Here is a 24148-nt window from a genome sequence, read left to right as displayed (position 1 = left end):
AACGGCTACATTTGGCAGTTTACTTCAGCACCACCTTTTCACACGGGGTCGCCACCGACCAACTCGCATGCAGTTTGCCAAATACTTATCTGTTGCTATTGCCAGCACCATCAAGTTTGCTGGTGGTCCGCTCACCGGGCTGGCCCTGGGCCTGAGCTGGATCGAGACGGCGCTCTGCACCATTGTGGGTATGATGCTGAGCGTCATTGCCATCACGTATGCGGGGGCGGCTATTCAACTGCTCTCACAACGAATTCGGAAACAGACTCCCAAACGGTTTACCCGCCGGACCCGACTGGCGGTTCGTATCTACAAACGGTCGGGCCTGCTGGGTATCGCGTTCCTGACTCCGCTTATTCTGACGCCAATTGGGGGCACCGCCCTGGCCGTTTCGTTCCGCCTGGGACGAGGCCAGATCCTGCTTTATATGCTGGGCAGCGCCGTTTTGTGGGCCTGTGTTCAGACACTGGCGCTTTATCAGATACCGGGCGCGCAGGAGTTCTTCAAGCGATAAACGGCTTTGTTCAGGAGTGGCCTACCGGCTAACGGTTTGCGGAGCGGTACTCGTCTTCTTCCGAAAATCGCCCCTCGAAAAATACTTTTCAATCAGGCAGTACATCAGGATAAAGAAATAGCGGCTGCCCATCTCCTTGATCTTCAGCTTCGACTCCCCGTACTTACGATTGGTCCAGCTGTTGGGGACAACGGCATAGCTATACCCGCGCACGATGGCTTTTAGCGGCAGTTCGACGGTCAGGTTGAAGTGCGGAGACAGAAACGGTTTCACTCCCTCGATCGTCTCACGCTTATAAAGCTTGAAGGCGTTGGTGGTGTCGTTGTACTGAATACCCATTACCACCTTCACGATAAAGTTGGCTACGCGGTTAATGACTTTTTTCAGGGCCGGGTAATCGATTACCTTCCCGTCGCGGCCCCAGCGCGAGCCAAAAACCGCGTCGACGCCCGTTTCCTGCATTTTGTTGTAAAACTTGACCAGATCTTCCGGGTCGTCGGAGAGATCGGCCATGAAAACGGCAACGCAATCGCCGGTAAACCGTTCCAGTCCGTAGCGTACCGCATAGCCAAACCCATTGGGCCCCGGGTTGGTAAAATAGACCAGCGTAGGGATCTCAGTGGCTGCCAGTTCCTGCAGCACCCGGAGCGTACCATCTTTCGAGTTATCGTTGGTTACGCATATTTCGTGCGGAATCCCGTGTTTGGCCAGCGTCTGGTACAACGCCCGCAGGGTTGGCGGCAGTGATTCCTCTTCGTTATAGGCCGGTATGACGACGCTTAATTTCATAAAAGTCGGGCGCGGGCAGGTCCCCGCTCTAAGTCTCGTTTAGTGTACAGCCGGTTTCCAGTGATCGGGCACATCGGGTACGGCCTCCCGTATTCGTGCCAATATATCGTCGGGCAGTGGCCCGAGGGCCTCGGCCGCACAGTTGGCGGCTACCTGATGGGCGTTGCGCGCGCCCGGGATAATGACGGACACAGCCTCGTTCGACAGGCAGAAGCGCAGCGCCGATGTAGCCAGTCCGCCGGGCAGCTCCTCCAGAAACGCCAGGCTACGGACCGACGTAAGCAGCCAGTTACGGTCGCGGTCAGGCAAATAGTGGCGATACTGATCGGGCGGGAAGCTGGGCTCCTGCGTCAGATAAGTGGGATTCAGAAAACCAGACGCCAGCGGTACGCGACCAATAAAGGTGTATGAACCGGCTTCGGGGGTGTCGAACAGCACCGTTTCGGCGCGCCGGTCGAGGGCGTTGTAGATCACCTCCAGCACCGAGCCGAATCCGGCTTCCATTACCCGACGCGCTCCGTATACGCTCTTTGAGCTGACGCCGTACGCACCAATCTTGCCGGCCTGAATGAGCTGATCGAAGGGAGCCGGGTCGTACGTCGACCAGTCGAAATTATCGGGTGGGCTATGCAGCAACAGGATGTCGAGCCGGTCGCGGCCTAGACGGTCGAGGCTATCCTCAACCGCTTTGTGCAGGTAGGCCGGGCTGAAATCCTGGGGCTGGCTGGCTGGCGTCAGTACATTGCCAAACTTGGTGCAGATGATGGCGTCGGGCCGATTGGCGAGCGCCCGTTTCAGAAAGCGTTCCGACTGGCCGGCTCCGTAGCTATCGGCGGTGTCGAAAAAGCGAACGCCCTGTTCCAGCGCGACATGAACCGTTTGAACAGCCGCCGTTTCGTCAATGTCTCCCCAGCCGGTAGCACGTCCGTTCTGCACATTAGGTCCGCCGAACTGCCAGGTACCCAGGCCAATACGCGAGCCGTATCTGTTGGTTTGTTGATTGCTCATATAAATGCTTCAGCAGGTCGGACCGTATGAACAACTTCATACGGTCCGACCTGCTGAAACGAAAAAGCGAATTTATACCGTTTCGGTAGCCGGCGTCAGAATGATTTTACCTTTGATCAGGCTACGCTGGCCGGGGAACTCGGCAAAGAACGCGTTACGTCCGTGCAGCACCCGGTCATCGTGGAAGAACACAGCCTCACCTTTCTGCAACTGCAGCGGCATGACCAGACCAGCATTATGAACGCGTGACTCCATGAAATTCTGGAACCGCTCAACCAGATCCAGCACTTCGGGGCTGTTTTCTTCTTTCGAGATACAGTAGTAGTTGTAGTTGGCCAGATAGCCTTCTTCGTCCTTATCGATAATCTTACGCACTTTTCGGCTGCCCCCTTTTTCGTGGACAACGTCGGTACGCAGCAGTTCGTCGAGCAGGGTATCTTCACCGTCGAGTTTGAGGCACTCGACCAGTTCGTCCAGCTCGAAGAAGGTGGTGGCTCCGCCAATTTTGGCCCGCGATGCGCAGTAGAAGAAGTTGACGGCCTCTTCGCCGTACAACTCTACGTACGAGTCGTCGGTATGCAGGGGCTGGCGCGTGTTGCTTGACCGGTAGCGGTCCGGAATCTGCGGATCGTAAGTGATGTCGATCCAGCGGTTGCCGGTCTGCTGACCCGTTTTGATGTCTTCATCGGCCGCATGGATTTTTCCGATGGTTTCGGAAAGGCGGCTGTAGAAATCGTGTACGGGCAGTTCTTCTTTGAACCCGGCCAGATGCACCACTCTATTGTTCAGAACGGCTTCTTTCACGTTCTGTATGGTCTCGTCGAGCGTAGTGTAGGTAACCTGCTTGAAAAAATTCATAGCGTCCTGACGTTTAAAATCTGTTTACAAGGTACTAATCAACCAATTGACAACCAAAAAGCGACTGACGTACGCTTAATTATTTAGAATCCGGTATAACCCGAGAGCCACTTTGCTGTAGGTACGGGCTACCGCCGGGGGCAGCACGTAATCGCGAATCATATCTTTCACCTCGCGCCAGCCGGGTCGGGCCAGCGTTATGTACTTACCGACGATGGGCAAACGAGCCGTGTACGAATGGCGGTACCGTTCGGCGTTCAGCATCATCTTGTAATACCGGGCTATATTCCGCTGCAGCTTCCGGTCATACTGGTAATCCAGTTCGCGGTTGATGCTCTCGTACATAGCAATCCGGTTACGCAGGAACACTTCGTTGTCATACCGGTCTGTGAAACTGGTACCACCCTGATTTTTCCGGTATACCGACATCAGATCGGGCAGATAGCCGATCTTGCCCTGTTTCGCTTTCAGAATGAGCCGCGGAATGTCGCCACTGACGGACTCGCTGAACCAGGCCGGATACTCGCGTATACTGTTCCGGTACATGGTACTGGACGTAGCCATGAACCAGATTTCATCTTCGCCGATCAGGTCGTCGACCGTAAAAAACGGTTTCGTGTCGGGCCCGTTCAGTACGTGTTCGGGCGTGCCGTCTTCGTACGTAATCAGCGCGTTATGAAACACCATCGAGTAATCGGGATGGGCATCCAGAAAATCGGCCTGTTTCTGCAGTTTCAGCGGATCAGTCCAATAGTCGTCGCCATCCATCAACGCGTAGTATTCGCCCCGGGCCCGCTTCAGCGTTTCCAGGAAGTTGATACCCCCGTTTTTACCCATGTTGCGCGGGTGTAATACCCCGATCACCAGGCCCGGATGTTTCTGTTCGTACTCCCGGATGATGTCTCGCGTTCCATCATTCGAAAAGTCATCGCCCACCAGTATTTCGATCGGGAACGATGTTTGTTGAGCCAGTGCGCTGTCGATCGCTTTTCGGATGAACCGCTTCTGGTTATAGGTAATAATGAGAACGCTGACTTTCATTAAACGGCTACTTCTTTCGCCTGTGTAATTTGTTTCTTCCAGCCCTGCGGCTCCTCGTTATCGGCAGGCGTACCCCATGGATCGTAGAAAGGCAGGATGGCCACCCAGCGCCCGGCCGGATCTTCCCAGCTAAACCGGTCGGCAAAGCTCGACGGGCTAACCCAGTGGGGCAGGTCGTACCGGAACAGGATCATATCGCCCATGTCCTGGTACCCTTCGGTTTCCACGATATGGTCGTTGATCACGTAACCCGTACCGCCCGAGGTATAATCCTTACCGTACTGGTTCAGCGCCAGGATCATACCAACTTTCTGCGGGTTGAGCGGGTGCCAGTGCCGACCAAAGAAGCTGCCGCCCAGCGGGTAGTGGGTAACCTGCGGGTGGAAATAGGGCTGTCCGCGCCGGATGCCGAACGCTTCGTTGTTGCCGGTCATGTCGTTCCAGAAGCCACGAACCGGATCGAATACGTTCAGCAGGGTTTCTTTGAACGGCGCTTCGAGGTCCAGAATGGCATCGAACGTATGGTCGTGGAACAGCTGCGGAGCCTTTTGGATCTTGGCAATATGCAGCCGCTGTTTGTGCTGGTTGTTGTCAAACGTATCAGGACCTTCGGCCAGGGGCGTCTGAGCGGCCCACTGGCGGGTTTGCTCGATAACGGCCGATAAGGCTGCTTCTGGAAGGCCTGTCTTAATGATGACGATGTTTGGTTCGTTCACCAGCCGCATCACTTCGTCGAACGGAATTTCGGGTACGATCTGTCCGTCCTTAACTTCGGCGTTTACCTTGATGATGTATTTAGCTACTTCCTGCATAGTGTATTAGGATGTTGTAAGCAATTTAACGGTCAACTTGTCGAAAACCCAGACTCTGGGCGGTTTCTTAGCCAATGGAGACGTGCAAAACTATTCTGACCAGTTGGGTTAACGCGCTGATCCTGCTCATGGTTCGGGCTGATTAACCGCATAACCAAATCCGGACGCGCCGAAGCCGTTGCCGTTATACAGCATAACCAGCTGATCGCGGTGCGGGAAGATGTGACAGTAGTCCATCATCAGCGAGTCCCAGCCCTCGGCCGAGCGTTCAATACCGGCCTGATCGTCGGTACGGGTCCAGGTCAGCCCGTCTTTCGATTCGGCACAGCCAATCCGGTAGCTGCGCTGCACGTCGGTCCGGTAGTTGGTGGCGCTGCGGTAGGAGAAGTACATGCGGTAGAGGTCGCCGTCGCGAAATACCGTGGGCCGGCCAATGGCGTCGGTGAAGTCATCGTACCCCACGCAGACATGCCCGGTGCGTTCCCACTTGAGACCGTCTTTCGATTCGGCGTATTTAACGTCGTAGAACGGCTCGGGATGCCCGTCGATCACTTCAATTTTGGTGCACGACAGGTACCACATGCGCCATGTGTCGCCTTCGCGGATCACGCAGGGCTGCGCCACCCACACCTGGTCGTAAATAGACCGGTCGAGCAGCGGCCCGGTATATTTGCGGTCAAAGGTCAGCCCACCATCGCGGCTGATGGCCAGACCGATACCCAGCCGGTAGCTGGCAGTTTCGCTTTTGTTCCAGCCCGTATAATAGAGCCAGATTTCGTCTTCGCCCGCTTCGTTCGTAACCGGTACGAACCAGGATGGCATCGTGCCCGCTTCGTCGAACATACCTACTGCGCCTTTGCTCAGGCAGGCTTTGTCGTGAACATACGTAACCGTTGAGAGATTGTCGGGGTCGAGTTCTACAAAGGAGGTCGATGACGATGCGTTCTCATCGCGGGTCGAGAAATAAACCCGTAGTTTATCCTGAAGCGGATAGCCAAATGGCACCTGAGCGTGAGTCCGGCTGAACGGCTGATCACCAGCTGGTTTGTAAACGAGACCTTGTTTTTTCCAATTCATGTGTATTACTGGTTGCTGAACCCGAGCCAGGGGCGGAGAACCGGGCGGGGCCAGTAGCAGAAGCAACGGGCCGGGCTGATTGTTCACCAATTCTGGCCGGATTTAATGGTAATGCTGGTACCACTGCTGGAAAACCATAAGGGTCCAGAGCAGTTTGCGATGGTTTTGTTTGCCGGCATAGTGCTCCTGCTGAAGCTGCCGAACGTAAGCAGGATCAAAAAGCCCGTGCTGTTTCAGCGACGCGTCGGACAGCAGCTCGTTGCACAGGGGCTTGAGTTCGTTCCGGAGCCACTGCGAGAGCGGAATACCGAATCCTTTTTTAGGCCGGTCGATGATCTCGTTCGGAATCTTGTTACGCATCAGGGCTTTCAGGATGTATTTACCGGATAGTCCTTTCCGCTTGAACGACTCGGGCAGGCTGTTGGCAAAATCCACGATCCGGTAATCGAGGAAGGGCGCGCGTACTTCGAGCGAGTTGTACATGCTGGCCCGGTCTACCTTCACCAGAATATCGTCGAGCAGGTACGTCATGTAGTAGATATACGACGTCTGATCGAAGGCGCTGGTCGATGCGGGCAGATTGGCCAGATGCTTATCGATCAGGCCGAGCCCCGTTCGGTCGGTTAGCTGGGCCAGCACCTCGGCGCTGAGCAACGACCGTTTCTGAGCCGGCGAAAAGCTGCCCAGCCACAGCGTATGCGTATAGGCCGGTTTCTCCTGAAATCCTTTCAGAAACTGCTTGGCTTTAAAATCGAGGCTGATGTTATTATCGCTGACGGGTATCAGCTCGGCCACGCGATTGGCCAGCGAGTGCATCAGCCTGGGCATCCGTCCGTAAACCCCCCGTACGTAATCAGACGTAAAGGTTGGGTAACCAGCCAGCAATTCGTCGCTGCCGTCGCCCCCCAGCGCTACGGTTACCTGCTCGCGGGTAAACTGCGACAGCAGGTAGGTCGGAATGATCGATGCGTCGGCAAACGGCTCGTCGAGCTCGGTAGCGATACCGGGCAGCAGGTCGAGCGAATCGCGGGCAGTCAGCACTTTCTCGTGGTGGTCGGTACCCAGGTGTTTGGCCACCGCCCGGGCGTAGTCGGCTTCGTCGTACGACTTTTCCTTGAACCCGATCGAGAACGTCTGTATGGGTCTGTCGCTGTTTTTCTGGGCGTAATACGCAATGGTCGAGCTATCCAGCCCTCCGCTCAAAAACACCCCCAGCGGCACGTCGGCCACCAGCCGCGACGCCGTAGCGTCGTTGAGCAACTCGTCGAACCGGTTCAGGGCCGTCTCGAACGTAATGGGCTGGTGGTTGAACTGAACTGTCCAGAACGGTTGGCGGGCCGTAACCTGGCCCTTCTCGAACAGCAGGTAATGACCGGGTTCGAGTTTCTGGATATCCTGGTAGATGCTGTACGGCGTTGGTACGTACTCGAATGTCAGGTAGGCGTTCAGCGCATCGGGACTGATCGTTTTAGATACGAGCGGGTGCTGCAGCAGCGACTTCGGCTCCGAACCGTAGATAAGCGTATCGCCTTTTATGCTGTAATGCAGCGGCTTTTTGCCCATTCGGTCACGGGCCAGCAGCGTTTTGCCGGTCCGGAAGTCATAGATCGCAAAGGCAAACATGCCGTTGATTTTTTCGAACAGCGCTTCGCCATATTCCTCATACAGATAGAGCAGCACTTCCGTATCAGAGGTTGTCCGGAACGTATATTTCCCGGATTGCAGCAGCTCTTGTTTCAGGCTGAGGTAGTTATAAATCTCTCCGTTGAAGACGATACCGATGGTCTGATCGGCGTTAAAAAAGGGCTGGTTGGCACCTGAACTCAGGTCAATGATGCTGAGCCGGGCGTGTCCTAACCCAACAGCTGCATCGAACCGGCCGGGTTGCCACCAACCACCCTGAAAATCGGGCCCACGGTGCTTCAATTGCCGAATCATCCGCAACAGGTCGTCTTCTGTTCCCCGCCCGCTAAATCCCGCTATTCCACACATAATCGTTATAGTCAAGACCGGAACCGACGCGCTCATCGTCCGGCTCCGATGTTATGGTTTACGTATTACCGCACCCGAACCCGCTCCGACTGCGCGTCAGAACGGCCCGTATAGGCTTCTTCCGGCGCGTCGAAGTTGATCAGCTCCTTAACGGTGTAGGTTGTTTTGTGCTGCGACTCATAATACGTCCGCATCAGAATTTCGGCCATTACCCCCATCAGAATGAGCTGAATACCCACAATGAAGAACATCGACGCAATGGTTGGCAGGGGCGTTTCGACCAGGTCTTTCTCGCCGGTTATTTTGAAATAGGTTGCCAGCAAGGTTGCCACGAAGGCCACCAGAAACGCCAGAATGCCGGCTCCGCCAAAAAAGTGGATGGGCCGCTGCATGTATTTCTCCAGGAATTTGATCAGTACCAGATCCAGCAACACTTTATAGGTCCGAAAAATGCCGTAGTTGCTTTTCCCGAACCGGCGCGGCTGGTAGTTGACGGGCTGTTCGGTAACCCGCCCCCCCTGCCAGGCGCAGTAAACCGGAATGAACCGGTGCATCTGCCCATACAGGGTTACGTCTTTGATCACCTCCCGACGGTATGCCTTGAGGGTACAGCCGTAGTCATGCAGCCGAACGCCCGATATCGAGCTGATCAGCTTGTTGGCAGTCATAGATGGCAGTTTCCGCGTCAGGAATTCGTTTTTCCAGCGATTTTGCCGCCAGCCGCTGACCACATCATAGCCCTCGTCGAGCCGGGCAATCAGGTTTGGAATATCGTTTGGGTCGTTCTCCAAGTCGCTGTCGATGAGTACAATCACCTCGCCCGACGCGTGCTGAATTCCCGCATTGATCGCGGCCGTTTGCCCAAAATTGCGCTTGAAATTGATGGCCTTCACCCGTGGATTGCGCGTACAGACGGCCCGAAGCTGATCCAGCGAATCGTCTTTCGAGCCATCGTTTACAGCAATAATTTCATAGTCATACTGCCCTATCGCGCTTTCGAGCGTATCGAACAGAATAGGGATACTCTTCGATTCATTATAAATCGGCACTATGACGGAAAGATAGGTCATACAAACTGGGTTGTTGAGTAGGTCGCCGGGACCTGATGGCTGTGAATACGGATACGGCACTAAGTACTAAAAACGGATAGAACGGAACCAGATAACGGGTTTCGGCATGGCGCAGGGCAAACGCGTAAACAAAGACACAATAGCCTACCGCCATGGGCAGAAACAAAAGTATATCGTTTTTGCGCCAGCCGCGCCGAAGCAGCAGTACGAGTCCGACCAGACCCGGGATCAGCACCAGGGCGTAATGATACAGCCGCAGCAGCAACCGGGGCCAGTGCGCCGGAATCATATCGTCCAGAAACGAATATCCCCAGGTACCGTGCAGGAACGTGAATAGGTAACGCACCGGCGACCAGACGTAGTACACCAGCGGGTTATCCTCCCGAACGGAGCGGGTATACCGGCCCAGTTTGGCCCGGACCTGACTTTCGAGCATCTGTTTCCGCAGCGAATCGATATTTGGATTGTTGCCCAGCTCAAAATACAACTCCCGAATCTGAATCATCGAGTCGCGGTTGAACTTGTCGGTGTACACATAATTCGGGGGCGGGCCCAGCTGCTCGTCGACATACCAGCGCAGGGGTGGCAGGTATCGGTTGTTACCCCATCCCATCAGCCACCGCAGATCGGTATTTGGAAACCAGAACGCGAAATCTTCGCCGTAGGTCTGGCAGAACGCCATCATGTCAAAGTAGTTGGTGGGCCAGAACGCGTTGGCATACCACGGGTTTTTCAGCAGGGGTATTACTTCGCCGTACTGCCGGTAGTTGCGTATCATCCAGGCACCGTCAACGATCAGAAACGGCAGCAGAAACGTAAAACTATAGCGGGCCAGCTGCCGAAGTACCAGCCGCCCCCGCAGCCAGCGTATTGTCCAGACCGCCATCGGGATGGCCAGCAGAGGCAGGTGGGCCGGTTTCAGGAAAACAGACCAGGTCAGCCACGCCCCCGCTACCAGCAGCGGCAGCCGCCGGTCAGGGTTTTGCTCGAACCGAATCCAGGCATATAAAAAAAAGATCGAGACCGACGCAGCAAAGCTTTCGGTCAGGAAATAGCTGTCGAAGACGCTGGCAAACGGGCTGAACAAGTAGATAAAATACGCCCAGTAGAAGGCTCGCTCCGACTGGAACAAATCCCGCGCTACCAGCCCCAGTGCGTATACCGATACCACCGCCATCAGCAGCTGAAGCACGATGATGATGTTACAGGCCACGGCCGGACTGAACAGCAGCCGGAACGCCAGATACACGCCCGAATAGCCCGGCATCCGGTCATCGGTTTTAAAGCCATGATGCAGCAGCAACTCTTCAACGGGCTGTATATACGTCATCATGTCGCCATTGCTCTGCCCCCAGAATCCGTCTATGTCATGCTTGTAGGTCTGTGTCAGATACCAACAGAAAAACAGCCCTTTCACCACGAGGGCCAGGGTCAGCCAGTACAATCGGGACGAAGACGGACGGAGCCACGAGCGCACCATCATGTATATACGGTTTTATACCAGGTTACGAAACGACTTAATCCTTCTTCAAGAGAAACTTTGGGTTGATACCCCAGTAGGTCAGCCGCCCGCGACACGTCGGCGTAGGTACGTTCTACGTCGCCGGGCTGTTTGGGCAGGTGCTGCACCTGAGGGGTTTTATTCATCAGTCGGTACAGCGTTGTTACCAGCGTTTGCAGGGTAACCGGGCTGTTATTACCGAGGTTTATGATCTCATAGGCATGAGGATGGGTGTCAAGATAAGCTAATGCAGCCACAATTCCATCGACCGTATCGCTCACGTAGGTATAATCGCGCGAGGTGTCGCCCTGGCCAAACATGGGAATCGGCTGGTCGGCGGCTATCATGCGGACAAACTTATGTATCGCCAGATCAGGCCGTTGCCGTTCTCCATATACCGTAAAAAACCGCAGGTTAACCACACCCATCCCGTACAGATGGTGATAGTTATGCGTCAGCAACTCACACGACCGCTTGGTAAAGGCGTAGGGCGAGATGGGTTCGTCTACCGTGTCGGTTTCGCTGAACGGAATCTTTTCATTGTTTCCGTACACCGACGACGACGATGCGAACACCATTTTGCCTACCTGCTGCTCCCGCATCCAGTCCAGCAGATTATTGGTACCGGCAATGTTGGTACTGATATAATCGGCGGGCTGTTCGATTGACGGTCGAACACCGGCTTTGGCCGCAATATGAATAACCGCGTCGATACCGGAACCCAGTCGCGTCAGCCAGTCCCGGTCGCGAATATCAGCCTCAATGAACGTGAAAGCCTCGTTGTCCAGAACGGTCGACAGGTTTCGTTCTTTAACAGAGCGTTCGTAAAACGAATCAAAGTTATCGACGCCAATTACCCGGTATCCGCTGCCGAGCAGCCGTTCGGTCAAGTGGCTGCCAATGAAACCTGCGCATCCCGTCACTAAAAGTTGGGCAGAACGTGTCATGTGTTGTCTCTCGGGCGGGGCAACCGTTTACGGTTTTCGGTTCCCCAATCAGTTAGGTGGGTATGCTCAGCCGAGCCACCATACTATCATGAATCTGGGTCATCGTTTCGCGTAGATCGAAGGTCCAGTCCCAGCCTGGATAGTGTTGTTTAAATTTGGTCAGATCAGAGATGTACCAGATATGGTCGCCCGAACGGTTCGTATCCGAATACTGGTAGTTCATCTTGTTGCCTGAGATTTCTTCGCAGAGCGCAATGGCTTCGAGCATCGAGCAATTGGCGTAACGACCGCCACCGGCGTTGTACACTTCGCCTGGTCTGGGGTTCTGATAGAAATGCCAGAACATATTAACCAAATCCCAACTGTGAATGTTATCACGAACCTGTTTCCCCTTATAGCCGAAGATGGTATACTGGTTGCCGGTGATGACGCATTTCATCAGGTAAGACAGGAAGCCGTGGAGCTGCGCGCCCGAGTGATTAGGGCCTGTCAGGCAGCCGCCCCGGAACACGGCGGTCTTCATGCCGAAATAGCGACCATACTCCTGCACCATAATATCGGCGGCCACTTTGCTGGCGCCAAATATGGAGTGTTTGGTATGATCAAGGCTCATGTGCTCGTCGATTCCGTTCTGGAAATAGGGGTGATTCTGGTCTATTTCCCAGCGCGTTTCGGTCTCGATAAGCGGCAGGAAGTTGGGGTTGTCGCCGTAGACCTTATTGGTCGAGGTGAAGATAAAAACGGCTTCGGGGCAGTGCAGGCGGGTCATCTCGAGCAGATTGACAGTTCCCACTGCGTTGACGCCAAAATCGGTAAACGGCTCGCGGGCGGCCCAGTCGTGGCTGGGCTGCGCTGCGGTATGCAGTACCAGTTTGATGTCAGTCCCGTACTCCTGGAAAATAGTTTCCAGCTGCGCCACCTCCCGAATATCAGCCGCGCGATGCTGATAGTTCTTGTATGTTTCTGACAGGCGGTTGCGATTCCATTCCGTAGAGCCATCTGCTCCGAAGAAGTACTGCCGCATGTTGTTGTCTACGCCAACGACGAGATCGAACTTGTCGGCGAAAAATGCAACTGCCTCACTGCCGATTAAACCGGCCGAACCCGTGACTAATGCAATATTCATGGTGTATTCTGATGCATTTACCGAAAAAGCTAACCGAAAAATCCTATTGTTAGCCCTGCTTTACCAGACAAAGTAACGGAAAATTTACAATTCAGCACAAGGATATTTAGCAACCGTACAGGCAAAACAAAAGCGACAGGCTGATCTGTGAGAAATCAGCCTGTCGCCTGCGTGCCGTTTAATAAATTGAGTAACTACGCGCCTTCGCCAATCGTACCCGCTCCGAACAGCTTCTCGCGGATTTTTTGCGTCCGTCCTTCCAGAGCCGGGTTGGGCGTATACTTATATTTTGACTGAACAGCCGCCGAGTCTTTTCCGGGACCGTATACGTAGGGATCGTTCTGGCGGTAATCCGACTGCCGAATGGTGTTATATTTCTGGTAGTCACACGAAGCCAGCGACAGGATCGACACGGCCAATACTACTACACTCGTTACGCGTTTCATAGTCACTTGATTACGAATTGATTCAGCAAAATTAGTGATTACTGGTTAGTGGTTGGTGGTAATGGGCCGTTTTTTTTCGCAGATCGGTCAATTAGTGTCCGTTGCTACCGTCCGGATTTCTTCGGCGACGAAGGCCATCAGCTCCTGTATGTACGGCTTCGAAAAATCGAAGGGTACGTTGGCCGCAGCATAAATATCCCGAATGGGGGCTTTATACCCGAGGCTCAACGCGGCTTTATAACCCGCCAGACCCGCTTTGGGGTCGCGCCGGTAGTTACGCCAGATAGCAATGGCCCCCAGCTGGGCAATGCCGTATTCGATGTAATAGAAAGGCACTTCGTACAGGTGCAGCTGGCGTTGCCATATGTATTCTTTATAGTAACCTATGCCGCTCCAGTCCGTTATCCGGTCGGCAAACCGGTCGTGAATCCGGACCCAGTTCTCGCGCCGTTCCTCGACCGTATGATCGGGGTTTTCGTAAACCCAGTGCTGAAAAGCGTCGATCGTGGCTACCCAGGGCAGGGTTTCGATGATCGATTCCAGATGCTGCCGCTTGGCCCGGCGCAACTCATCCGGCTTATCGAAAAATACGTCCCAGTGATCCATCGACAGCAGTTCCATACTCATCGATGCCAGTTCGGCCACTTCCATCGGCGGATTCCGGAACGCTTTCAGCGGCAGATCACGCGTCAGGAACGAATGTACGGCATGGCCGCCTTCGTGGACCATCGTTACCAGATCGCGCAGGCTGCTGGTGGCATTCATGAAAATAAACGGCACCCCAATTTCTTCGAGCGGGTAGTTATAGCCGCCCGGCGCTTTCCCCTTGCGCGACTCCACGTCCAGGTGGCCCATGGCCCGCATGATGCGCAGGTCGTCACCCAGTTCGCGGTCCAGCCGATCGAAGCAGGCAATGGTTTTCTCGACCAGTTCGGCACCGGTAGCAAACGGCTTCAGCGGAGGGCGGCCTTCGGCATCGACTTTCAGATCCCAGGGCCGCAGGTGGTCGACGCCGAGTTTCTGTTTCCGTTCCTGGCTCAGGACATCGAGCAGCGGCACCACCGCTTCGGCTACCGACTCGTGAAACCTGTAACAGTCGGCGGGTGTATAATCGAACCGGCCCAGAGCCGCAAATGAATAGTCGCGGAAGTTGGCAAAGCCAGCATTGACCGCCACCCGATGCCGCAGATCGCGCAGCCGGTCGAACAGCTGGTCGAGCACGGCATGATCCTGATACCGGCGTTCGGCAATTTTGCGCCAGGCCTCTTCGCGCTCAGCCCGGCTGGTCAGCTGCAGCCGGTCGGTGGCTTCGGGCAGGGTCAGCTCACGGCCATCGATCTGCACGGTCATAGCTCCCGCAATGGCACCGTATTTCCGCTCTTCGGTCTGCATGTCGGTTTGCAGCGGAATATTCTCGTCGCGGTAAATCTCGATGGCTTTTTTCATACCCCGTACCATGATGTCGAAACCGGCATCGGTCAGCTCGCTCAGGAACGGGCTGTGTACGGCTTTCAAATCAAGCTCGTTGCCGTACTCGGTCATGGGCGGCTGAATGTCGGCGATGAAGAAATTCAGTTGGTTGACCAGCTCTTCATTGGCCGTGTCGCAGGTCATGCGGATGTAGCGCCACGCAAAGTTTTCGGAGAGGTACGATTCCAGCTCGCTCCGGTCAATAAGCCACTGCCGCAGCTCATCGGCATTGTTAAGAGGCCGGTTCAGCAGGTTGTCGTAAAACGGTTTAACGTCGTCCCAGCCGCGAAGCTCCATCGCTTCGCCAATGAACGGACGGGCCGGCCGGGCCGGTAGGGATAAGGTTTCGTTCGGGGTCATTGCATCGAATAAACAACCTGATCTGGCAACCAGTTTGGGGTAGCTAAGGGGTCGTTAAGATAAATTAACAATGCTTTGTTGCTATTTTTTGTTCAGCTCACTTGCATCTACGAAATCATTCGTATATGTTTGCTACGAACAATTTCGTAGATCGTCTGATGAAGCCAACCGACGCCGAACTGGAAATCCTGCACGTGCTCTGGGCCAACGGCCCCAGCACCGTACGCCAGGTACACGAAAGCCTGAGTCAAAGCCGCGATATTGGCTACACAACGGCGCTCAAGCTCATGCAGATCATGCATGAAAAAGGGCTGCTCAGCCGCGACGCCGAGAGTAAATCGCACACCTATACAGCCGCCGTCAGCGAAGAAGACACGCAGCGGGGGCTGGTTGACCGGTTTGTCGAAACCGCCTTTAAAGGATCGGCGTCTAAACTGGTGATGCAGGTACTGGGCCAGCACAAGGCCTCCCAACAGGAACTCGAAGAAATCAAGCAACTCCTAAACCAGTTGAATAATGAACACAACTGATTGGCTCAACAATCCCACAACCGACGCTCTGGGCTGGACCCTGCTCCATGCTATCTGGCAGGGGTTTGCGCTGGTACTTCCTGCTGCGCTGGTTTTACACGGGCTGCGTAACCGATCGAGCGTGCTGCGGTATCGCGTGGCCGTGCTCACCCTGCTGACCCAGCTGCTGGCCTCGGCAGTTACGTTCTGGTGGTATTACACACCCGCAGCTCCTGCCACAGCGGTCCTCCGCCCTGCCTACGCCAGTCCGGCGCTGTCGGTCCGCTGGCAGACGGCTACCCAAACACTGCCCTGGCATCAGCAGATGCAGCAGTTCCTGGACGCTCACCTGAGTCAGTTCGTGCTGGCTTACCTGATTGGCGTAGCCATTTTTGCGGTACGGCTGGCTGGCGGCTGGCTCTACCTGCAACGCCTGAGCCGGACGGCCACCCGCCCCATGTCCAGCCAGGTCGTTGAGCTGACCCAGTCGTTACGGGCATTCATGCAGATCGGGGCGGTTATTCAGGTGCGCGAGTCGGCCCGGGTAACGGTACCGATGGTGGTGGGCGTACTGAAGCCGGTGCTGTTGCTGCCCGTCAGCCTCGCCACGAGCCTGTCGGTCCAGGAGGTCGAAGCGGTGCTGGCGCATGAACTGGCACATGTCAAGCGTCACGATTACGCGGTCAATCTGGTGCAGTCGGTGGTTGAGGTACTGTATTTCTTCCACCCCGCCTTGTGGTGGCTGTCGGCCCGGATACGCGAAGAGCGTGAACACTGCTGCGATGATCTGGCGGTAGAAGCCGTTGGCGGCAACGGACGGGTACTGGCTCAGGCGCTGGCCCGCGTCGAAGAACTTCGGCTCACGCAGCTGGCCACCCCTACCCTGGCGATGGCCTTTGCCAGCAAGCGGCAACATCTGCTGCACCGGGTTCGGCGGGTGCTGGGCGTTCCGACGCGGCCTATGGTGTCGAATGGGAGCCTGGCGGGGCTGACGCTGGCCACGCTGCTGCTGGTCAGTGCATCGGTCTACGCGGTTCAGCAACAGCCACAGAAGCCCAAACCCAAAGCGGCTCAGGCCAAAACCAGCCGTCGCCACAAAGCCGACAACGGTACCGAATACGGCATGACTGACAACCAGAAGATCAGCTACATTGTCTGGAAAGGGCAGAAACTCCCGGCCAAACGGGTAGCGCAGCTCCAGCGCCAGCTCGACCTGGTCATGGCCGGCCAGCTCAACCTCGACGACGTAAAACAACCCGACCGCGACATACTGCTGACCATCATCGAAAATAATAATAGCAATGATCAGAACTTTCTGGCCAGCGCTCAAACTCCCTATGAGCCATCCAACCCTGATCTAGTCAATATACACTTAACGGATTCTGTTTTGACATCAACGGGCTGGATCAAAAGCACTGATCGCTTATTTAGTGCTTTGCTGGATAGCCTCGATCAGATGAAAGACCTCGCCGTGAATGAGATTATGGTTAGGCAGGACACTATTATCAATGGCTTGAAAACTTCAATCTCAATAAGCCGCAAAATCAATACAGATCAAGCGTTCATCCAGCAAAACCAGCGTCAGATGGACAGCTTGAGCCAGCTGATGGCCCAGCACGCGCGTCAGATGCAGGCGCTGCATCTCCAGATGGAAAAATTACGGTTCCCGGTCGAAGAAGCCGAGCGCAGCAGCGAGGTATTGCAGTGGAAGAAAGACAAACTCATGGAGCAGCGGCAGGCCCTGCTTGAAAAGCATCGGCAACTGTTATACAACGACAGCAAACAGAAGTTCAGTCAGGCGGATGTTGAAAAGCAACTGGCCGCGCTGGAGCCGGAGATCAAGAAGCTGGAATCGACCATGGACCAGCTTAGCCAGCAGTTTGAGCAAGCCAGCAGCCATCAGGAAGAACTCAAACAGCCACTGGAAAAGCTGGAGAAACAGGCGCAGCAGCTGGAGCGGCAAATTGACCTGTTATCCGACCAGCTGGTTCGGCATGGCGACGCCGTCGGCAGACTCACTCCTCCCGTACCTCCGGCCGCGGCAGGGGTACGCCCGCTGCGGGGTACGGCCCGGCCAGCCCGTGCTCCGCGCGTGCCACTGCCACCGCGTGCCGCCCGACCCGACCCGATCGATGCGCCGACCCCACCGGCCCGTGCCCTGGCCCCTGCGCGACCCGAAGCTACTCCGCGCCCCCCAGGGGTAGCACCGAAGCCAGCGGCAGCGCCAGAAGAGTATATGATAGAAAAAGAATATGACCTAAGAAACATTCGGCCGACTCGGGTTAAAAAATCACGAACTCCGCGTTAGTTCTTATAGATCGTTTCTTCAATTTTCACCACATTTTAAAGTTGGACAACGCGTAAGGAAACAGGCCAGTGTGACCCGGGCAGTGGGCTACGATTACGAACTAGTGTAGAAATACTGAGCGTTTTTTGTTGACTATATACGTTGACGATTGCCCCATTTCCCATTAGACGCTTCACCCACTGTCAGGGTCTGCGACCACTGTCAGGGGTGAAGCGCCCACACCCTGTCAGTGGTCGCAGACCCTGACAGTGGTAAAGGCAACAAAGATTCCGCCAACAACCAAGAAAGACCTCACCTGAAACCGGCTTCCAACAGCGCGACCCTAATCCGTAAAACAAAAGCTCTAATTACAAAAAAGCGTCTCTGTTCGCAGTCCCTCGTTGAGGTACTACGCGCAGAGACGCTTTTGTATCGGCTTCACAGCAGAGTACGCCCCGACGATTACTCGATTTCGATAACGACATCGCGGCCAACGGGGTGAGCCACGCACGTCAGTACGTATCCCGCCTTGAGTTCCGACTCAGACAGGCCGTCTTCTTCGTCGAGCTTTACCTTACCCGACGTGCAACGACCCAGACAGGCCGTACACATACCCGCCTGACATGAATACGGCAGATCGATATCCAGCTCCAGAGCCGCTTCCAGAATGGTCTGGTGGGGCGCTACGGCAAACTTGTATTCGCTGCCTTCGTACAGAACCGTTACCTCGGGCGAGCCTTCGTCGCCGGCGGTGAGCGGCTCCTCGACCACGTCACCCGCCGGTACGGGCGCACTGATGTAGCTTTCTTTATGTACCCGATCGGTCGACACGCCAACCAGGGCCAGCGCCGAACGGGCTTCGGCCATCATCCCATCCGGACCGCAGAGGTACACACTCGCGTTTTGCCGGTCAGCCGCGGGTAGCTGCTCCAGCAGGCGGGTCAGCATGTGCTGGTTGAGTCGGCCTTCGGCCCCGCTCCAGCCGTAGTCGGGCTGGCTCAGTACGTGGGTTACCTGAAAACGCGACGAGCCATAGGCCTGCTCCATAGCGTCCAGATGACTTTTGTAGATGATCGACGACTGGTTTCGGTTCCCGTAGATCAGCCAGACGCGGGTGTTGGGCTCCACGTGCAGCGTAGACTTGGCCATCGAAAACAGGGGGGTAATCCCACTGCCAGCGCCGATCAGGATCAGGGTCCGGCGGTTTTGCGCGTCGAGCTTCGGCACAAACGTACCCATCGGCTCCAGCGTTTCGAGCACATCGCCGGGGCGGATGCGGTCGCAGAGGTAGTTGGAAACCAGCCCACCCGGTACCCGCTTAACCGACACCGCCAGCGACACATCGACATGGGGCGAGGAAGCCATCGAGTACGACCGGCGTACCTTCTGACCGTTGACCGTCAGCAAAAACGTCAGAAACTGGCCCGGCTGGTAGCGAACCTCTTCGTTGATGGGATGCCAGAAGGTAAGGGTTACGGCGTCGGGGGTTTCCCGGATGACCTCTTTAACTTTCAAAAAATATCGTGCTGCCATTCGTATTCAGGTTGTTCATGAACACCCGTCAACCCGCCTGCTCAAAGCCAGCGCCGGCTTTGAGCTGTCCAGACGCGTCCGTGTGTCAACTTCATTCCACAAAGGTACGTCACACCGCCTTTTGATGGTACTCGACAAGCCGTTCGGCGGGTGCTTTCAGTATTCGTCCCATCGTCAGACCGGTTTGCCCGACAGCTTCCTGCAACGGCCCGGCAAAGTAGTGCGCTATGGACCCCACAAAGTGTACGGGCCACTGATCAGCCTCCGGAAACCGCCGAACATAGGTTGTCAGAAACAGCCTGAACGCATCGGTCACCAGACCAACGATATGTGGATGCGCGATGTTTTCGGACAGGAACGGAGTAAAGCCCGCAAAATACCGGTTCGGGTACGGCTTTCGATAGGCGTTTTCGAGCAGGGTGGCCCGATCCAGGGCGTAGCGGGCCTGAAACGCGTCGCGCAGTTCAGCAGGCAGTTGCTCCTGAAAAACCTCCCGGACAAGGGTTTTGCCCAGGTATCCACCGCTCCCCTCGTCGCCCAGCCAGAATCCCAGCGACTGAATACCGTGGGTTATATCCTGCCCGTCGTAGCAGCAGGCATTCGAGCCGGTACCCAGAATGCAGACAATACCCGGCTCGTGGCCCGAGGCTCCGCGAGCCGCGCCCAGCATGTCGCTGTTAACGTCTACGGTATTGAGCGCCGGCAGGGCGGCCCGCAGCGCATCAGCAACGCGCTGGTTGACCGCCGGACTGATGCAGCCTGTTCCGTAAAAATAGATCCGGTTTACCACGACATCATCGAGCTGGGGCAGCAGCTGGGCACGGAGGGTGTCGGTAATCTGCTCGGTGGACTGGTAATACGGGCTAATGCCGTCGGTCGGTAATGAGCGGCTCTGGCCGTCGGCGCTGACCAGCCGCCAGTCGGTCTTGGTCGCTCCGCTATCTGCAATCAGTGTAATCAAGGTAGTAAATGGTTTCAGGTACGGGCCACCGTTGTTGAAAAACTGTTTTCGGGGGCCACATGAGCGGTCTGCTAAATCGAATGAGTCGTCAAGCAAGCGCTCCGATTATCGGGAAACGATCAAAGACCCACTCGGCATGGGGGGCGTCGGCCAGTTCGGCCGAGAGGTCCTGACCCGCCCAGTGTTCGTAATGTTTTCCGTTGCGCCACAGCCTCGATGCCGACACATCGTAGATCAGTCCGTTGTAGGCGCACCAGATTTCAGGACGGTCCTGTCCGTTGCGCAGGGCCAGCTGTGAGCGGCTGAATACCGGTAGCCCGGCCCGGTTTTCAGTGGTCATGTATCCGTATAGTCAAACAGAGTAATAATTGAGCACAGTTTTTGCACGTGAAAACAAAATTAGCGTAACTTTAGCCAATTGTGATTCCTACGTTAATCATCACTATGAAAAAGAATACTGTACTTGCTTTTTTCTCGGCATTAACCCTGCTGGGTCTGTTAACAGGCTGTGGTGGCAAGAAAGTAGCTCCGGTTTCCGAGCGTATTGCCAAAGTCTGGACCGCCCAGAAGGTCGATGAGAATACGGCAACTGTATACACCAAAGGCGGCACGGCCAACGTCCGCGATTATGCCAGATACCGGCTTGACTTGAGTAAAGCGCCTACCGTTACCTACACCGAGTTCGATGGCAATACGTTTACCGGCCAGTATTCTGTGCCCGCTGATGATCGCCTTGTACTGACTACCCTAACCCCTGCCCCGACCGGTACCAATGGTACCATTGAATTCAAAATCAGTAACCTGAACGACAACAGCGTTACGCTGACGCGGACTACGACCAGTCAGAAAACCGGTGGTTCGACCAACACCTATACGCTGTCGAACCCCTAAGCATTCGCAAACCATTTTGTGCGTTAAGCCGTTCCGTAGGTCAAGCGGAACGGCTTTTTTTTATTTATTTTTCTCATGACGGATCTTAATACACTGGGCCAGGTTGGGCTGATCGATCATATCCGACAGGCAACCCCGGCCCCGGCCCATCCCGAAACCGTACGCGGCATTGGCGACGATGCGGCCGTTTTCGACTGGGGTGATAGCTACGGGCTGCTGGCAACCGAACTGCTGGTAGAAGGCATTCATTTCGACCTGACCTACGTACCGCTCAAGCACCTTGGCTACAAAGCCGTAACCTTTGCCGTATCGGATATTGCGGCCATGAACGGCCTGCCTCTTCAGCTAACCATCGGCGTGGGCCTCAGCAGCCGGTTCCCGGTCGAAGCGGTCGATGAACTGTACGAAGGCATCCGGGCGGCCTGTACGGCCTACAACGTCGATCTGGTGGGGGGCGACACCACAGCCTCGCGGTCGGGCCTGATCCTGTCGGTGTCGGTTTTGGGCAAGGTAGCCAAAGATAAAATCACTTACCGCCATACGGCGCAGCCCAACGATGTCGTCTGCGTAACCGGCGACCTGGGCGCGGCTTATCTGGGTCTGCAGCTCCTCGAACGCGAAAAACAGGTGTTTCTGGCCGACCCCAACATGCAGCCGAATCTTTCCGAAGAGCGCGCCTATCTGGTACAGCGGCAGCTGCGGCCCGATGCCCGCACCGACGTTGTTCACGAACTGAACGACCTCGGCATCCGCCCCACGGCCATGATCGATATTTCGACCGGTCTGGCTTCTGAACTACTACACATCTGCCGCCAGTCAGGAACGGGAGCCGTACTTTTTGATGAGAACCTACCCATCGATGACCAGACGCACCTGGCTGCCGACGAGTTCAAGATCAGCCCGGTAACGGCGGCTCTGAACGGGGGTGAAGACTACGAACTGTTGTTTACGGTTCGGCCGCAGGAGTTCGACAAGCTGGCCAACAACGCGCGCATTACGGCCATTGGGTACCTGACCGCCGACCCGAACCAGGTGGTACTGGCTACCAAAGCCGGTCAGCAGACGCCCATCCGGGCGCAGGGCTGGGGCCAGTCGGCTTAGCGGTTACCGCACGCGGGTCAGTTTGAGGTAGCAGGGCTGGTCGCAGCGGGGCAGCAAGGTCAGCGTGTCGCGCTGAAAGGCCACGCCCTGCCGAAACGACACGTTGGCCCGATTGGTATAGATGTACAGGTTAACGCCCAGCCCCTCGAAGGTAGAGTCGACCCGAAAGTAGCGGATCGGATAAAAATACGTCATCTCGCTCCCCTCGGCCAGCACCTTTCCATCGGGGTCGAAAGTCAGCGTCTGGGGCGGCAGGGCGGGGTAACGCCGGGTGGTATAGAACGATGTGTCGCGCCGGACAAAGATGGTGTCGGTATAATTGATAACCGTGTCTTTCCGGACGGTCTGCCCGTTGATCGTCACCAGCACCGAGTCGCGTCGCTGCCGGGGCGTGGTGGTAAGCACCGAAAATGCCGAGTCTTTCTGAAAGCGCCGTTCGACCAGTCGCCAGGTTCCGGTAATCCGCGAATCGACCGCGCCGGGCGAGAATCCCGGCTCCGCTTCTTTACAGGCGCTCACGACCCCAATGACGACCAGAACGAAGGCAATGCCACACAGTTTTTTCACAGAAACACGCTAGTTTGGACTTTTTCGGACGTTGTTCAGCGTAGGCATAACGCTACAGCACGCAAAAAAGGTACGACCCGGAGCCGTACCTTTTTCTGCACCGGCCTCAGGCGGGTCTATACAAATTCTGCGCCACGTTCTTTGGCATCGGCCACGAACGCTTTGACCTTCTGTTCTTCTTCCTTGCGACAGATCATCAGTACGTTGTCGTACTCGGCCACGATGAAGCCATCCAGCCCATTGACGACCACGAGCCGGTCTTTCGGGGTCTTGATGATGCAGTTTTTCGTGTCGTACAGCATGATGTGGCCGTCGATCACGTTCAGGTCATCGTTCTTGTCCGAGACTTCGTACAGCGATTTCCAGGTACCCAGGTCCGACCAGCCGAAATCGCTCAGAACGACGTATACGTTGTCGGCTTTCTCCATCACGCCGTTATCGATCGAAACGCTCTTGGTGAGCGAATAGGCTTTATCGACAAAAGCGGCTTCGTGGTCCGTATAATAGGCGCTGCGCCCTTCTTCAAAGATTTCGGCCACCTCGGGCAGGTACGCTTCGAACGCGCGGATGATCGCCTGTACGTTCCAGACGAAGATACCGGCGTTCCAGACAAACTCACCGCTTTCCAGAAACTGACGGGCCAGTTCGAGATGGGGTTTTTCGGTAAAGGTTTTTACCCGCAACGGCGCCTGCTCGGTGTTGGCGGCCGGAATGTACTGGATATAGCCGTAGCCCGTATCCGGACGGCTGGGCTGAATACCCAGCGTAACCAGAATGTCCTGATCCTGGGTAGCCGCCAGGGCCGTGCGGATGGTCCGCTGAAAATCGTCCTGTTTCAGAATGATGTGATCGGCCGGGGCAACAACGATGTTGGCTTCGGGGTCGCGCTGGGCAATCTTGTAGCAGGCGTAGGCAATACAGGGGGCCGTATTGCGGGCTATCGGTTCGCACAGGACCTGATCGTCGGAGAGCTGCGGGAGCTGCTGCTGACAAAGATTTTTGTAGAGCGAACTGGTAACGATGAAAATATTTTCGGAAGGACAGATACCGTCGAAACGGTCGGCAGTTTGCTGGAGCAGTGTACGGCCCGTACCAAGTACGTCATGGAACTGCTTCGGGTAACTCGTTCGGCTAAAGGGCCAGAACCGCGTCCCGACGCCCCCCGCCATAATGATGACATAGGTATGATTCATTGTAACGATAAAATCAACTTGAAGTGATGCGGCCACAAAGTTGCCAAATCTTATGGATTTGCTCCGCAAAAGTTTATGGTATCAACAGATTATAT

General features: G+C 55.7%; 23 protein-coding genes. 5 read left to right on the top strand and 18 right to left on the bottom strand.

Annotated elements, in window-relative coordinates; genetic code table 11:
• Nucleotides 1–67: 67 nt before the first annotated feature.
• Nucleotides 68–514, top strand: a complete 447-nt coding sequence (locus tag EQG79_RS23655) for a hypothetical protein (protein WP_077922163.1) — start codon at nt 68–70, stop codon at nt 512–514.
• A gap of 21 nt (nt 515–535) precedes the next feature.
• Here the strand turns inward: EQG79_RS23655 and EQG79_RS23650 are convergent, their stop codons facing one another.
• From EQG79_RS23650 to EQG79_RS23590, 13 genes are all read right to left on the bottom strand, one after another.
• Nucleotides 536–1303: a glycosyltransferase family 2 protein gene (locus tag EQG79_RS23650; protein ID WP_129604738.1), complete on the bottom strand. Its 768-nt coding sequence runs from the start codon at nt 1301–1303 to the stop codon at nt 536–538.
• Nucleotides 1304–1342: 39 nt separating this feature from the next.
• Nucleotides 1343–2311 (bottom strand): aldo/keto reductase, encoded by a 969-nt coding sequence (locus EQG79_RS23645; RefSeq protein ID WP_129604734.1) that lies wholly within the window; start codon nt 2309–2311, stop codon nt 1343–1345.
• Nucleotides 2312–2383: 72 nt separating this feature from the next.
• Nucleotides 2384–3169 carry a TauD/TfdA family dioxygenase gene (locus tag EQG79_RS23640; protein ID WP_077922166.1) on the bottom strand — a complete coding sequence of 262 codons (786 nt, stop codon included), beginning with the start codon at nt 3167–3169 and terminating at the stop codon, nt 2384–2386.
• Between the two features lie 75 nt (nt 3170–3244).
• A complete protein-coding gene (locus tag EQG79_RS23635) occupies nt 3245–4210 on the bottom strand; it encodes a glycosyltransferase family 2 protein (RefSeq protein ID WP_077922167.1) in 966 nt (321 codons plus the stop codon).
• Nucleotides 4210–5022, bottom strand: coding sequence for a hypothetical protein (locus tag EQG79_RS23630; RefSeq protein ID WP_077922168.1), 813 nt, complete (start codon nt 5020–5022; stop codon nt 4210–4212). Before EQG79_RS23630 ends, EQG79_RS23635 begins: the two co-directional genes overlap by 1 nt.
• 126 nt (nt 5023–5148) lie before the next feature.
• A complete protein-coding gene (locus tag EQG79_RS23625) occupies nt 5149–6099 on the bottom strand; it encodes a glycoside hydrolase family protein (protein WP_077922169.1) in 951 nt (316 codons plus the stop codon).
• A 102-nt stretch (nt 6100–6201) separates the two neighbouring features.
• Nucleotides 6202–8091: an asparagine synthase (glutamine-hydrolyzing) gene (asnB, locus tag EQG79_RS23620; protein ID WP_161492776.1), complete on the bottom strand. Its 1890-nt coding sequence runs from the start codon at nt 8089–8091 to the stop codon at nt 6202–6204.
• Nucleotides 8092–8156: 65 nt separating this feature from the next.
• On the bottom strand, nt 8157–9161 hold the full coding sequence (locus EQG79_RS23615; protein WP_129604732.1) for a glycosyltransferase family 2 protein: 1005 nt from the start codon (nt 9159–9161) through the stop codon (nt 8157–8159).
• Nucleotides 9127–10644 (bottom strand): hypothetical protein, encoded by a 1518-nt coding sequence (locus EQG79_RS23610; RefSeq protein WP_077922172.1) that lies wholly within the window; start codon nt 10642–10644, stop codon nt 9127–9129. Before EQG79_RS23610 ends, EQG79_RS23615 begins: the two co-directional genes overlap by 35 nt.
• Nucleotides 10641–11609 (bottom strand): GDP-mannose 4,6-dehydratase, encoded by a 969-nt coding sequence (locus tag EQG79_RS23605; protein WP_077922173.1) that lies wholly within the window; start codon nt 11607–11609, stop codon nt 10641–10643. The genes EQG79_RS23610 and EQG79_RS23605 overlap by 4 nt, the downstream gene beginning before the upstream one ends.
• Nucleotides 11610–11661: 52 nt before the next feature.
• Nucleotides 11662–12735: an NAD-dependent epimerase/dehydratase family protein gene (locus EQG79_RS23600; RefSeq protein WP_077922174.1), complete on the bottom strand. Its 1074-nt coding sequence runs from the start codon at nt 12733–12735 to the stop codon at nt 11662–11664.
• A gap of 194 nt (nt 12736–12929) precedes the next feature.
• Nucleotides 12930–13181 carry a hypothetical protein gene (locus tag EQG79_RS23595; protein WP_077922175.1) on the bottom strand — a complete coding sequence of 84 codons (252 nt, stop codon included), beginning with the start codon at nt 13179–13181 and terminating at the stop codon, nt 12930–12932.
• 87 nt (nt 13182–13268) lie between these two features.
• Nucleotides 13269–15011 (bottom strand): M3 family oligoendopeptidase, encoded by a 1743-nt coding sequence (locus EQG79_RS23590; RefSeq protein WP_129604729.1) that lies wholly within the window; start codon nt 15009–15011, stop codon nt 13269–13271.
• Between the two features lie 158 nt (nt 15012–15169).
• Here EQG79_RS23590 and EQG79_RS23585 point away from each other — a divergent pair, with 158 nt between their 5' ends.
• Nucleotides 15170–15541 (top strand): BlaI/MecI/CopY family transcriptional regulator, encoded by a 372-nt coding sequence (locus tag EQG79_RS23585; protein WP_077922475.1) that lies wholly within the window; start codon nt 15170–15172, stop codon nt 15539–15541.
• Nucleotides 15528–17828 carry a M56 family metallopeptidase gene (locus EQG79_RS23580; protein ID WP_129604726.1) on the top strand — a complete coding sequence of 767 codons (2301 nt, stop codon included), beginning with the start codon at nt 15528–15530 and terminating at the stop codon, nt 17826–17828. Before EQG79_RS23585 ends, EQG79_RS23580 begins: the two co-directional genes overlap by 14 nt.
• Nucleotides 17829–18269: 441 nt before the next feature.
• Here EQG79_RS23580 and EQG79_RS23575 read toward each other — a convergent pair whose 3' ends face one another.
• The 3 genes from EQG79_RS23575 to EQG79_RS23565 form a co-directional block, all read right to left on the bottom strand.
• Complete coding sequence (locus EQG79_RS23575; RefSeq protein WP_077922178.1) at nt 18270–19340, bottom strand: ferredoxin--NADP reductase; 1071 nt, start codon at nt 19338–19340, stop codon at nt 18270–18272.
• 109 nt (nt 19341–19449) lie between these two features.
• On the bottom strand, nt 19450–20298 hold the full coding sequence (locus tag EQG79_RS23570) for an N-acetylglucosamine kinase (protein WP_129604983.1): 849 nt from the start codon (nt 20296–20298) through the stop codon (nt 19450–19452).
• Nucleotides 20299–20389: 91 nt separating this feature from the next.
• Nucleotides 20390–20641, bottom strand: coding sequence for a cytochrome b5 domain-containing protein (locus tag EQG79_RS23565; RefSeq protein WP_077922179.1), 252 nt, complete (start codon nt 20639–20641; stop codon nt 20390–20392).
• Nucleotides 20642–20745: 104 nt separating this feature from the next.
• Here EQG79_RS23565 and EQG79_RS23560 point away from each other — a divergent pair, with 104 nt between their 5' ends.
• Together EQG79_RS23560 and thiL are read left to right on the top strand one after the other, a co-directional pair.
• Nucleotides 20746–21192, top strand: coding sequence for a hypothetical protein (locus EQG79_RS23560; protein ID WP_077922180.1), 447 nt, complete (start codon nt 20746–20748; stop codon nt 21190–21192).
• A gap of 75 nt (nt 21193–21267) precedes the next feature.
• On the top strand, nt 21268–22293 hold the full coding sequence (thiL, locus tag EQG79_RS23555) for a thiamine-phosphate kinase (protein ID WP_129604723.1): 1026 nt from the start codon (nt 21268–21270) through the stop codon (nt 22291–22293).
• Nucleotides 22294–22296: 3 nt separating this feature from the next.
• Here the strand turns inward: thiL and EQG79_RS23550 are convergent, their stop codons facing one another.
• On the bottom strand, nt 22297–22860 hold the full coding sequence (locus EQG79_RS23550; RefSeq protein WP_129604720.1) for a hypothetical protein: 564 nt from the start codon (nt 22858–22860) through the stop codon (nt 22297–22299).
• Nucleotides 22861–22976: 116 nt separating this feature from the next.
• Nucleotides 22977–24053, bottom strand: a complete 1077-nt coding sequence (locus tag EQG79_RS23545; protein WP_077922183.1) for a mannose-1-phosphate guanylyltransferase — start codon at nt 24051–24053, stop codon at nt 22977–22979.
• Nucleotides 24054–24148: the final 95 nt, after the last annotated feature.

It is taken from the genome of Spirosoma sordidisoli (assembly GCF_004138325.1).
GTDB lineage: Bacteria > Bacteroidota > Bacteroidia > Cytophagales > Spirosomataceae > Spirosoma > Spirosoma sordidisoli.
The sequence above is the reverse complement of the archived record's forward strand: the minus strand, read 5'-3'. Positions and strand labels throughout refer to the sequence as shown.

Excerpts from the sequence above, each read along its gene's own strand:
- EQG79_RS23655 (WP_077922163.1), top strand. The coding sequence starts at position 68 with ATGCAGTTTGCCAAATACTTATCTGTTGCTATTGCCAGCACCATCAAG.
- EQG79_RS23650 (WP_129604738.1), bottom strand. The coding sequence starts at position 1,303 with ATGAAATTAAGCGTCGTCATACCGGCCTATAACGAAGAGGAATCACTG.
- EQG79_RS23645 (WP_129604734.1), bottom strand. The coding sequence starts at position 2,311 with ATGAGCAATCAACAAACCAACAGATACGGCTCGCGTATTGGCCTGGGT.
- EQG79_RS23640 (WP_077922166.1), bottom strand. The coding sequence starts at position 3,169 with ATGAATTTTTTCAAGCAGGTTACCTACACTACGCTCGACGAGACCATA.
- EQG79_RS23635 (WP_077922167.1), bottom strand. The coding sequence starts at position 4,210 with ATGAAAGTCAGCGTTCTCATTATTACCTATAACCAGAAGCGGTTCATC.
- EQG79_RS23630 (WP_077922168.1), bottom strand. The coding sequence starts at position 5,022 with ATGCAGGAAGTAGCTAAATACATCATCAAGGTAAACGCCGAAGTTAAG.
- EQG79_RS23625 (WP_077922169.1), bottom strand. The coding sequence starts at position 6,099 with ATGAATTGGAAAAAACAAGGTCTCGTTTACAAACCAGCTGGTGATCAG.
- asnB (WP_161492776.1), bottom strand. The coding sequence starts at position 8,091 with ATGTGTGGAATAGCGGGATTTAGCGGGCGGGGAACAGAAGACGACCTG.
- EQG79_RS23615 (WP_129604732.1), bottom strand. The coding sequence starts at position 9,161 with ATGACCTATCTTTCCGTCATAGTGCCGATTTATAATGAATCGAAGAGT.
- EQG79_RS23610 (WP_077922172.1), bottom strand. The coding sequence starts at position 10,644 with ATGATGGTGCGCTCGTGGCTCCGTCCGTCTTCGTCCCGATTGTACTGG.
- EQG79_RS23605 (WP_077922173.1), bottom strand. The coding sequence starts at position 11,609 with ATGACACGTTCTGCCCAACTTTTAGTGACGGGATGCGCAGGTTTCATT.
- EQG79_RS23600 (WP_077922174.1), bottom strand. The coding sequence starts at position 12,735 with ATGAATATTGCATTAGTCACGGGTTCGGCCGGTTTAATCGGCAGTGAG.
- EQG79_RS23595 (WP_077922175.1), bottom strand. The coding sequence starts at position 13,181 with ATGAAACGCGTAACGAGTGTAGTAGTATTGGCCGTGTCGATCCTGTCG.
- EQG79_RS23590 (WP_129604729.1), bottom strand. The coding sequence starts at position 15,011 with ATGACCCCGAACGAAACCTTATCCCTACCGGCCCGGCCGGCCCGTCCG.
- EQG79_RS23585 (WP_077922475.1), top strand. The coding sequence starts at position 15,170 with ATGAAGCCAACCGACGCCGAACTGGAAATCCTGCACGTGCTCTGGGCC.
- EQG79_RS23580 (WP_129604726.1), top strand. The coding sequence starts at position 15,528 with ATGAACACAACTGATTGGCTCAACAATCCCACAACCGACGCTCTGGGC.
- EQG79_RS23575 (WP_077922178.1), bottom strand. The coding sequence starts at position 19,340 with ATGGCAGCACGATATTTTTTGAAAGTTAAAGAGGTCATCCGGGAAACC.
- EQG79_RS23565 (WP_077922179.1), bottom strand. The coding sequence starts at position 20,641 with ATGACCACTGAAAACCGGGCCGGGCTACCGGTATTCAGCCGCTCACAG.
- EQG79_RS23560 (WP_077922180.1), top strand. The coding sequence starts at position 20,746 with ATGAAAAAGAATACTGTACTTGCTTTTTTCTCGGCATTAACCCTGCTG.
- thiL (WP_129604723.1), top strand. The coding sequence starts at position 21,268 with ATGACGGATCTTAATACACTGGGCCAGGTTGGGCTGATCGATCATATC.
- EQG79_RS23545 (WP_077922183.1), bottom strand. The coding sequence starts at position 24,053 with ATGAATCATACCTATGTCATCATTATGGCGGGGGGCGTCGGGACGCGG.